This window comes from Vibrio ouci, from assembly GCF_004551525.1.
GTDB lineage: Bacteria > Pseudomonadota > Gammaproteobacteria > Enterobacterales > Vibrionaceae > Vibrio > Vibrio ouci.
In genome coordinates this window covers 1-9,644 of sequence record NZ_SATR01000073.1, presented here as the reverse complement: position 1 = coordinate 9,644, position 9,644 = coordinate 1, and the positions used below count along the sequence as shown (strand labels likewise).

The 9,644-nt window shown below is 40.4% G+C and carries 14 protein-coding genes and 1 pseudogene; 13 read left to right on the top strand and 2 right to left on the bottom strand.

The window, feature by feature from the left end; all coding sequences use genetic code 11:
• The first annotated feature begins 774 nt into the window (after positions 1-774).
• From ELS82_RS22580 to ELS82_RS22525, 10 genes and pseudogenes are all read left to right on the top strand, one after another.
• Positions 775-865, top strand: a pseudogene (locus ELS82_RS22580).
• A 17-nt stretch (positions 866-882) separates the two neighbouring features.
• Complete coding sequence (locus ELS82_RS22575) at positions 883-1,692, top strand: hypothetical protein (protein WP_134837449.1); 810 nt, start codon at positions 883-885, stop codon at positions 1,690-1,692.
• Between the two features lie 115 nt (positions 1,693-1,807).
• Positions 1,808-2,356 carry a hypothetical protein gene (locus tag ELS82_RS22570; RefSeq protein WP_134837448.1) on the top strand — a complete coding sequence of 183 codons (549 nt, stop codon included), beginning with the start codon at positions 1,808-1,810 and terminating at the stop codon, positions 2,354-2,356.
• A 143-nt stretch (positions 2,357-2,499) separates the two neighbouring features.
• A complete protein-coding gene (locus ELS82_RS22565) occupies positions 2,500-3,096 on the top strand; it encodes a PIN domain-containing protein (protein ID WP_050933640.1) in 597 nt (198 codons plus the stop codon).
• 144 nt (positions 3,097-3,240) lie between these two features.
• Entirely contained in the window at positions 3,241-3,657 is a 417-nt protein-coding gene (locus tag ELS82_RS22555) for a GNAT family N-acetyltransferase (protein WP_134837447.1), read from the top strand.
• A 135-nt stretch (positions 3,658-3,792) separates the two neighbouring features.
• The gene (locus tag ELS82_RS22550) at positions 3,793-4,143 is read left to right on the top strand and encodes a RidA family protein (protein ID WP_017033406.1); all 351 of its coding nucleotides are present in this window, start codon (positions 3,793-3,795) and stop codon (positions 4,141-4,143) included.
• 154 nt (positions 4,144-4,297) lie between these two features.
• The gene (locus ELS82_RS22540; protein WP_134837446.1) at positions 4,298-4,657 is read left to right on the top strand and encodes a hypothetical protein; all 360 of its coding nucleotides are present in this window, start codon (positions 4,298-4,300) and stop codon (positions 4,655-4,657) included.
• A 136-nt stretch (positions 4,658-4,793) separates the two neighbouring features.
• Positions 4,794-5,195, top strand: coding sequence for a hypothetical protein (locus ELS82_RS26475; RefSeq protein ID WP_140351622.1), 402 nt, complete (start codon positions 4,794-4,796; stop codon positions 5,193-5,195).
• A 142-nt stretch (positions 5,196-5,337) separates the two neighbouring features.
• Complete coding sequence (locus ELS82_RS22530; protein ID WP_134837444.1) at positions 5,338-6,084, top strand: coiled-coil domain-containing protein; 747 nt, start codon at positions 5,338-5,340, stop codon at positions 6,082-6,084.
• 112 nt (positions 6,085-6,196) lie between these two features.
• Positions 6,197-6,721: a hypothetical protein gene (locus ELS82_RS22525; RefSeq protein WP_134837443.1), complete on the top strand. Its 525-nt coding sequence runs from the start codon at positions 6,197-6,199 to the stop codon at positions 6,719-6,721.
• A gap of 214 nt (positions 6,722-6,935) precedes the next feature.
• Here the strand turns inward: ELS82_RS22525 and ELS82_RS26470 are convergent, their stop codons facing one another.
• On the bottom strand, positions 6,936-7,097 hold the full coding sequence (locus tag ELS82_RS26470; RefSeq protein WP_167489477.1) for a hypothetical protein: 162 nt from the start codon (positions 7,095-7,097) through the stop codon (positions 6,936-6,938).
• Between the two features lie 71 nt (positions 7,098-7,168).
• Here ELS82_RS26470 and ELS82_RS26465 point away from each other — a divergent pair, with 71 nt between their 5' ends.
• Together ELS82_RS26465 and ELS82_RS22515 are read left to right on the top strand one after the other, a co-directional pair.
• A complete protein-coding gene (locus ELS82_RS26465) occupies positions 7,169-7,417 on the top strand; it encodes a hypothetical protein (protein WP_167489475.1) in 249 nt (82 codons plus the stop codon).
• 37 nt (positions 7,418-7,454) lie between these two features.
• Positions 7,455-7,955 (top strand): opioid growth factor receptor-related protein, encoded by a 501-nt coding sequence (locus ELS82_RS22515; protein WP_134837441.1) that lies wholly within the window; start codon positions 7,455-7,457, stop codon positions 7,953-7,955.
• A 206-nt stretch (positions 7,956-8,161) separates the two neighbouring features.
• Here the strand turns inward: ELS82_RS22515 and ELS82_RS22505 are convergent, their stop codons facing one another.
• Complete coding sequence (locus ELS82_RS22505) at positions 8,162-8,383, bottom strand: hypothetical protein (protein WP_134837440.1); 222 nt, start codon at positions 8,381-8,383, stop codon at positions 8,162-8,164.
• Between the two features lie 232 nt (positions 8,384-8,615).
• On the opposite strand from ELS82_RS22505, the gene ELS82_RS22500 reads away from it, so the two are divergent.
• Complete coding sequence (locus tag ELS82_RS22500; RefSeq protein ID WP_134837439.1) at positions 8,616-9,389, top strand: helix-hairpin-helix domain-containing protein; 774 nt, start codon at positions 8,616-8,618, stop codon at positions 9,387-9,389.
• The last annotated feature ends 255 nt before the right edge of the window (positions 9,390-9,644 follow it).

Genomic DNA, 9,644 nt, shown 5'->3' with positions numbered 1-9,644 from the left:
CAAGGCTTAGGGCAGGCAACTAACAAACAATTTAAGCAGATTCGTAACGCTTGGCATTTTTGGTTTGAATCAGCTTTAGTGATTAGGGCACAATGTTCTGGTTAAGTGGTAGCGTTACTCACTACTTAATTGGGCGTTATGTTTACTTTAAATTCAAAGGCTTAAAGGTCTTAGGCTCTAGTTCTTTGCCCCTTTGGCAACTCGTCCCTAGTAGACTCAGCAAATCCGCATTGTCGACCTAAGTTCTGGAACATCTCAGCCCGTAAAACATGCCAATGTTCGTGGGTTGCTTCATTGTCAGGTCGTGGCGGTTCGCTGTTTGTTTAACTGGCTTAAAGTCGCTTTTAGGTTCTTAGCCAATTAGCATTTTAGCTTGGCAGTTGCCTCGGCAATTCAACATTGTTTTGCGCTTGGGTTGGAAAGAAAGGGCGCTTGTTGTGATTTGGTCGGGTTGCCTCATTGGGCAGGGAGGTGGAATTACACGTTTTAGGTTGGTCGCCTTTGGCGGTCAAGTCGGCCCATGCCGTGTGGTTTACTTCAAAAACTAGTCAGAAACAGCAGTTCTTTCTCAAGTAAATCATGTATTTGTGGTAAAACATAACAAGCAATTTAAGAGGGATTCACAACGCTTGGCACTTTTGCTTCTACTTCAAATTTAGTGTTTATGGCACAATGTTTTAGGCTGGGGGGAGGCGTTGTTCACCCCTTAATTGGGCGTTAAATTCTTGGCGTTAATATTTGACTATGTTTCCTGTATCATATACTTTTCATCTCGGTGCTGCGGTCTAGTTGGTTTGGACGTCTGCTTATTATCTTTCGGTTTTATCGCAGAAGGTCTTGGGTTCGAGTCCCAACGGCACCACCAATTCTTCGGAGGCTTTCGTGGAAAGCGAAGGACTAAAACAATTCTTAAAGTCTGTCGGTGATTCAGTATTCTTACTCAATACTATTTGTGTTGGGCTAGACGGAGTTGCGGATGGTACTGTCACAAAATCAAATGACCTAACGATAACTTGGGAACCAAGAGATCCCAAAGCGTCTGCGCTTCAAGCTAGAGCTCATGCTATAAAGTCCGCACTAGTATTCGTGGAAGAGGCATTGCTAGATTACATCAAATTTATTAGTGAATGTGAAAACCAAGCTCCTCTAGTAAAGAAAATTGGTGGTATTGAAGGGGCTGCTGAAAAAGTAGCTCAACTATCTAAATCGAGCGCACTCTCTGGTATGCCTGCTTATTGGGAACCTTTAGTTGTGCTTCTTGTTCGCTGGAGGAATAGGGTTGTTCACGGTAGTACATCGAGGTTCTCGCAGCATTACAGAAATATCCTGATTGAGCACGAGGACGGTATTAAAGCCAATCATGCTGCTATTTCTATTTCTGACACTCTAAAGCACTTTGATGAAGGTTCTATTACTTTAAAGGACTTTTCAACAATGATAGCTGTGACAATTAGGTTTGTACGGTGGGTTGACCAACATTTGACACCAACGATTACAGATTTGGAGTCCTTTGCAAATTTAATCAAAGATAAGCACTTAGAAGTTGTGTATAAAAATGTAATCGGTGTAAATGGTGAAAAACGCCAGAAGCGTAAGTTTGATTACTTCATTAGCCAGAACTTTAAAAGTATCTCTGAATCTGAAAGAAATGATTTATTTAAAGCGCGGTATCTAGTAAAAGATCGAATTTAACAAAGCATTTAAGAGTGATTCGCAACGCTTGGCAGTTTCGCTTCGCTCAAGTATAGCCAAGCGTCGCTCACACCTTAATGCGGCGTTATATGTCAGAGGCATCTAAAGGTAATTTATGCATTCCAAAGAAATTCTTGAGCTATTTGTAGTAAAAGCGGACAAACTCCTCGTTAGTTCTTTTTCTAAAGAAATGCAGAAAGGTCAGAGAGTTAAAGTGGGGAAAGAAGTAATTGACTATGTTGGACCAACTGACGAAGAGTTAGATGCGTTTCTACTGACACATCGATTATTTTTTCAAAAAAATGAGCCGATTAGGATTAATAATTTACACACACACTATGAAAACTTAGGTGTCAACGAGAGTGAACTAGAACAATTGCGTGAAATTCAGGAGTGGATCTTTAATTATTGGCACTCTGACTCACCACTTGTTTACAACAAAGAACGAATTAACAACTGGAAGTTTTATGAAGCCTTTCTTTATGGTGATCTTGCTCATACAAATAATGCCGAGAATCGAAAGAGATTTAAAGACTGGACCAAGACCACTATTTCTAAAGAATCATCATACTTTGATTTTCGCCAAATACTGGGTGTTACACTAATGGTTATTGCGCAGTTAAAATATCTGACCGAAGGTGTGCTTCTAAAGCTAGACATATAACAATAAATTTAAGCAGATTCGCAACGCTTGGCACTTTTGGTTTGAATCAGCTTTAGTGTTTACGGCACAATGCTTTAGGTAGGTGGCAGCGTTGCTCACTACTTAATTTGGCGTTAGGGCTATCCAGAGATTGGAGTAAAAGATTGAAGACAAATTATATCCTTATTGATTTTGAAAATGTGCAGCCTAAAAACTTATCCTTGCTTGAAGGGCATCCTTTTAAGGTGATAGTTTTTGTTGGTGCAAATCAAACAAAGGTTCCCTTTGATGTTGCGACGGCCATGCAAAATTTAGGTTCTAGTGCTCAATACATCAAAATCGATGGAAATGGACCAAATGCTCTCGATTTCCACATTGCTTATTATATTGGCAGTATATCTGCCGTAGATAAGGATTGTTTCTTTCACATTGTTTCCAAAGATTCGGGTTTTGACCCATTAATCAAACATCTTAAGTCTAAAAAGGTGCTCGCTAATCGCGTCAAAGATGTTTCAGAGATACAAGTGTTGAAAATTTCAAATACTAAATCCGATTCAGAGAGAATAAGTGCAGTAACGGAGTACCTGATAAGCCGAGGTGTTTCGAAGCCGAGAGCAGTTAAAACTCTATCAAATTCAATTCGCCAGTTGTTTATGAAGCAGCTAGAAGAAAAAGAGGTAGACCATTTGGTAGAACTTTTAGTTGAGGCAAAAGTAGTTTCAGTCAATGGGACTAAAGTTAGTTACAACCTACCGAAATAGCCCTAACAAGCAATTTAAGAGGGATTCACAACGCTTGGCACTTTTGCTTCTACTTCAGTTTTAGTGTTTATGGCACAATGCTTTAGGTTTGGGTGGAGGCGTTGTTCACCCCTTAATTGGGCGTTATGTGATAAGGAGGTCACATTGAGTATCGAATACAAAGTTAACCAGCATATCTCAGCTGACGAGTTTATTGGTTTGCTTAAGCGCTCGACGTTAGGAGAGCGTAGACCAATAGAAAATATCGAATGTATCAATGGTATGTTGGACAATAGTAATCTCATAATCACTGCTTGGGATGGTCCTAAACTGGTTGGTATTTCTCGCTCTATTACGGATTTCCATTATTGTTGTTATCTGTCCGACTTAGCGGTTGATGAATCGTATCAAAGGTCGGGAATAGGCAAGCAGTTACAAGTTCAAACTCAAGCTCAAATTGAGCCTACATGTAAACTGTTTTTAATAGCCGCACCGGCAGCCAATGACTATTATGGACAAATTGGATATACCAAAAACGAGCGTTGTTGGGTGTTGGAGCGTGGTAGTGAAATTATCACATAACAATAAATTTAAGCAGATTCGCAACGCTTGGCATTTGCGGTTTGAATCGGTTTCAGTGTTTACGGCACAATGCTTTAGGTAGGTGGCAGCGTTGCTCACTACTTAATTTGGCGTTAGCAGTTCAAGGAGAACAAAATGATCGAAAGGAAGCGGGGTGTTTATCAAGGTCGAAATAAGTCCTCAGCATATAAAGACTTGGTATGGACGGTAGCAACATCATCAGACACTTCTCTGGATATAGTTGGTCAAACTAAACTGACGCTAGAAACGATAGACAAAAACCTTGAAGAATTGGGGTCTAATAAAACTCAAATAGTCAGTGCGCAGGTGTTTATCGCCAATATGCCAGATAAACCTAAAATGGATAAAGTTTGGTGCGAGTGGTTGGGTGAAAATCCAGAACACTGGCCTCAACGAGCGTGCCTAGGTGTTGCGTTAGAAGGTGACGTACTTATTGAAGTCACAGTAACAGCGGTAAGACGTTAGAACACTGCTAACAATAAATTTAAGCAGATTCGTAACGCTTGGCATTTTTGCTTTGAATCAGCTTTAGTGTTTACGGCACAATGGTTTAGGTGGGTGGTAGCGTTACTCACTACTTAATTTGGCGTTATGTAGCTAGGTAAGAAATGGAGTGTAAATGCTTGGTTTAGTTCGATTTGTATTGGTTGCGAATGTAATAGCAGCCGTAATAGTTGTTGGTCTAGAGATGTCTACAGGCTTCTTTGGACTTAAGTTTGTATCGGACTATGCATTTTTCATCGTAATGCTTATATGGGGAACGACAGCCTTATTTTTCATGTATCCACCTCTGGGTGGTATGGGGCAGTCTGAGTCTGACGACAAGGTTGATAGGATTACAGACTCAATGGTTGACCGTAGTGTTGCGGACGAAATCGATGATAAGCGGTTCTCAGAAAATACAGCCTTTTGTATCAAACTGCTCATAGCTGGCGTGCCTGCATTCTTGGTTTGTGTCCTTGCGAGCATCGCTACATAACAAGTAATTTAAGAGGGATTCACAACGCTTGGCACTTTTGCTTCTACTTCAAATTTAGTGTTTATGGCACAATGCTTTAGGTTTGGGTGGAGGCGTTGTTCACCCCTTAATTGGGCGTTAGTTTCCAGAGGTGAAAATGGAAAAGATTGGGGTCGCATTGACCAGTTTTTGGTTCTTATTGATAGTATTCCTAGTTTCGTTGAAGTGGGAAGATGCTATAGCAATGTCTCTAAACGAGTGGGGCGATTTCTTAGCAGGAGTAACTGCTCCTGTCGCCTTCTTATGGCTAATCGTAGGCTACATGCTTCAACGTAAAGAGTTAGGTTTAAATACAGAGGCTTTGTTGCTAACTCAAAAGGAGGTTGAGCGGCAAGCCAAAGAGTTAGAAAAACAAAGCGGTTATCAGTCGATACAAGCCAAGCTAGCTAGTGAGCAACATAAGGTTATACGAAGTGAACGTCGTAAAGAAAGGCGACAAATAATGTATTCGAAGTCTTCTCAAAACGAGACTGTAGAGAACTTAGAGAATGGCAACTAACAAACAATTCAAGCTGATTCGCAACGCTCGGCGCTTTCGGTTTCAATTTGTTTAGTGGTTAAGGTGAAGTGTTTAGGTCATGTGGCAGCGTTGCTCACAACTTAATTGGGCGTTATAAATCATTTCAGTTTCGAGGAATAGAATGAAAGATCTACTGAAATCAGTAAAGGATAATGCAACGTCACGACTGAAGAATCCAGTTGTTGGCGCTTTTGTTCTCGCTTGGTGCGCTTTAAATATAAATGGCTTAGCTACTTTCTTATTATCAGACAATGCTAGAAAGCTAGAAATTGTAGCTAATAAAAACTGGTCAATACTGGACGATGTGGCACTACCTTTATCCGTTTCTTTCATCTACCTGATTTTTTTACCGATTCTTAACTTAGCATATGAATATGTTAGTGACGGAGTGATCAACTCTATACGAGACAAAAATAAAAATGCTAATGACGCTGCCAGGTTCTTCCGTTTGAAATCGACAGTAGCTGCTAAAGTTGAAGCTGATGAAGAGTTCATTAGAAAGCTGAAAGAGCAGCAAATTGAAGGTTGGCTTGAAGAACAATCGAAGAGAAACAGAGAATTCCTTCAACTAAAAGAAAGGTATTCATCGCTCATTGCTCAATTGAATGAAAAAGAGCAACAGTTAGTTGTACAGCGTTCAGAGTGGTCGTCAGATATTCAGGAACTGAAAAATAAAATCAATACCAAAGACATAAACGCAGCCAGCAAGTTGACTTACCTAGAAAGTAGTTTGGGCGAAATGGAAAAAATTCTTGATAGTATTGATGGTGAGTTGTTTGAACATGACACGAAGGAGATCCGTAGCAAGATTTCTGAAATAAAAAGCAAATTCGACATAATTGATTGGGATGAAGATATCCCATTCTGATTTATAACAAAGCATTTAAGAGTGATTCGCAACGCTTGGCAGTTTCGCTTCGCTCAAGTATAGCCAAGCGTCGCTCACACCTTAATGCGGCGTTAAGCAGATGGAGAAAAGTGTGGCAGATAGAAGTATCGAAGTGTTCAAAGAAATGTCGGTTTCAATGCAAAAATTTGACTATTTTGTACTTGGCATTTCGATCGCGTTATTCGCTTATTTGGGGAAAGACTATAGTCCAGTAGGACTGGGGATAAATGTTGGTACTGTCGAGCTCATTGCGCTTACGGCACTGTTTATTTCTATTGTGTTTGGCTATTTTCGCCTCAAATGTGACCTAACAATTAAGTCACTGAACTTTAGCGTACTGAGTTTGGGTGAAAAACGTGGTGCTTTAACAGAAGCATTGCAAACACCAACTCAAAAGTATAATGCTGAGACTGGAGATGTCATAAATCCACATAAAGCTAGACTAGAGATTGACGTAATTAAAAAAATTATCGATGAAAACCTAGTTCTGATGAAATCTAAGCAAGATAATTCAGTGTGGCTATTGAGGTTTAGAGACTTGTTCCTTGCTGTTGGGTTTTTATGCTTGTTAATTACAAAGTATTTAGATCTAATTCTGTCGTGGACATCTGCTTAACAAACAATTCAAGCTGATTCGCAACGCTCGGCGTTTTCGGTTTCAAATGGTTTAGTGATTAAGGTGAAGTGTTTGGGTGTGGTGGCAGCGTTGCTCACAACTTAATTGGGCGTTATGTTTACTTGTATTTCATAGGCTTAAATATCTTAGGCTCTAGTTCTTTGTCCCATTGGCAGTTCGCCCCTAGTAGACTCAGCAAATCCGCATTGTCGGTCTAAGTTCTTGAATTTCTCAGCCCGTAAAACATACCAATATTCGTGGGTTGCTTCATTGTCAGGTCATGGCGGTTGGCTTCGGGTTTAACTGGTTCAAAGTCGCTTTCAGGTTCATAACCAAGCAGCATTTCGGCTTGGCAGTTGCCTCGGCAATTAGCCATTGTCTTGCGCTTTGGTTGGAAAGATAGGGCGCTTGTTGTTGCTCGGTCGGGTTGCCTCATTGGGTAGGGAAGTGGAATTACTCGTTTTAGGTTGGTCGCCTTTGGTGCTCAAGTTAGTCTCTGCCTTGTGGTTTGGTTCAGAAAATTGGTCAGAAATTTTAGTTCTTTCTCAAGTAAATCATGTATTTGTGGTAAAACATAACAAAAAATTCAACAGTGATTCGCAACGCTTGGCGCTCTCACTTCGGGTTGAATTTAGTGTTTACGGCGCAGTATTCAATTTCAGTGTATGCGCTGCTCACACGTTAATTGGGCGTTAGTGCGCAAAGATAAAAATTACAATTAGCAGGATTTAAAATGAGTGAAATTGCTCGYTTCATATCTGGTRAAGCTCCAGATAAATTTGGTCGCAATGTAGAGCAGTTGTTAGCWTACAACCACTTCTGGCTAGAGCATGATCATAAGTAYATTCAAGTTCTTTTCCCGATAGATGAGGGTACTAAGTTCAATCAACATGCTCCTTTGGTAACTCAAGCAGATCGAGAGGCTTTTGCTAATTCAGAAGAATTGCGTGTTGCTCACTTAAAAGCTCTCGACCTCTTACTTGAGTTTTGGGGATTACAGCGAGATGGGTATGAAATTTCTTCATTACTGGAACTAAGTCCTGCTAACCACGTCTGGCTTAAAAGTCATGACCACAACCAACTCCGCCTGACCCGAGCACTTCGTAGTTTGTATTTACTCGGTAATGAGCAGATAGCAGCTAACTTGTGTGACTTTCTCGTGGCTGCAGCTAGAGAAACCGGCATGGTTTCAGATAAAACTGTCGAGTATTGGCGTAACGCGCTCAAGGGTTAGGGATCGCTGAAAAAGCGCACTAACAAACTGTTTAAGAGTGATTCGCAACGCGTGGCATTTTTACTATGCGTTAGGTTTAGTGTTTAAGGTGGTATGCGGTGGCTTCGGTATTGCGTTGCTCACACCTTAACAGGGCGTTAGGTGCTTAGTTAAAACAGCCTGAAAGAGTGCGTAGTTGCTCACTCTTTCATGTTGTTCTTTTAACGTTATCCAAATGACCAATTGTTCCCGTCATAGACGACGGTCAGCTCTGCTAAGATTTCTGTATCACGTTGGAAACGTACTATAGCTTGTATACCATTCTCACGTTTTACAAGGTTTGTGCTATCAAACGAAGGAACAATATTGGTTTCATTTGGGTAGTGCTCCTTTATGTAGCTAAACATTAAGGGGATGATTTTTCCATAAGCCGCGTCAGGTAAGTTCATTTTGTATCCTTTGGGTTGGTGGTCTTAGGTGTATTATTGCATAAAGGCATACTTATAGTATGGTTAATGTGCGTTACACCTAACAAGCAATTCAAGCTGATTCGCAACGCTCGGCGCTTTCAGTTTCAATTGGTTTTGTGATTACGGTGAAGTGTTTGAGTATGGTGGCAGTGTTGCTCACAACTTAATTGGGCGTTATGTGATTTTTCCACTATTCCGTATTGGAGAGGATATGTTCAGAAAAATTTTAAGTTTGTTTGGTCGTAGCCGCTCCCAAGTTTGCAGCGAAAATCAAGATTTAGCCATTAAGCCCAATGAAACTAGTAATTCATATAGCGCTTCAGGCTTCGGGGATGTAGTAGACGGTTTGCAGTTTTCGCCAACGTTTCTGATTAGGACACCATGTGAAATTCTCAGGGCAAATGGAATGTGTATAGCAAGTGAAGAGGAAATTCCTGATTACCTCAAAGAACAACAACATGGCATTTGGTTGCCAAAGTTGAAAAATGAATATTCCTTAGATGACAATAACGATGTAGGCGCATCCGATGCGTACGGTGCTAGTCGCGAAGACTACATAACATTTGTATGTGGGATAAAGGATATATATTCTGAACATGGCAGCATTTTTGAGCGGGTAGAACGCATCGATACCTTTAAAGGTAAGCACCCAGAGTTGCTATATATCGAAAATAAACTACTAGCGTATTACAACGGTTACGATTCAATAATTGATATCTTAATGTTTAATGTCGGCTTTTCATTTGAAGATCTAGCAAACTTTCACTACAGAGATGAAGGTTATCTAAAACAAATTCTTGGTGTTAATACTAGAGTCGAGAAATCATTATTAAGCTCAGGTTATAAGGTGGCAGAAGATGTAATTTACCTTACGAAAGAGCAATTAATGGAATTAGATGGGGTCGGGAATAAGAGTGCCGACAAAATACTGGAAAAAATAGCAGAGGTTAGATCGGCCGTTAGTTCCAATACTTCAATCACATAACAAGCAATTCAAGCAGATTCGCAACGCTTGGCACTTTGGGTTTGAATCGGCTTTAGTGTTTACGGCACAATGGTTGAGGTAGGTGGTAGCGTTGCTCACTACTTAATTGGGCGTTATGTACTTTGGAGGTCAAATGGATTTATCCTCAAATTTCAGAATGTTGGCGCTGTACAATCAGCGAATGAATAAGCAGTTACTTGGTGTTTGCAGTGAGCTGACTCATGAGCAGTTGCGTCAGAATACCAACTCATTTTT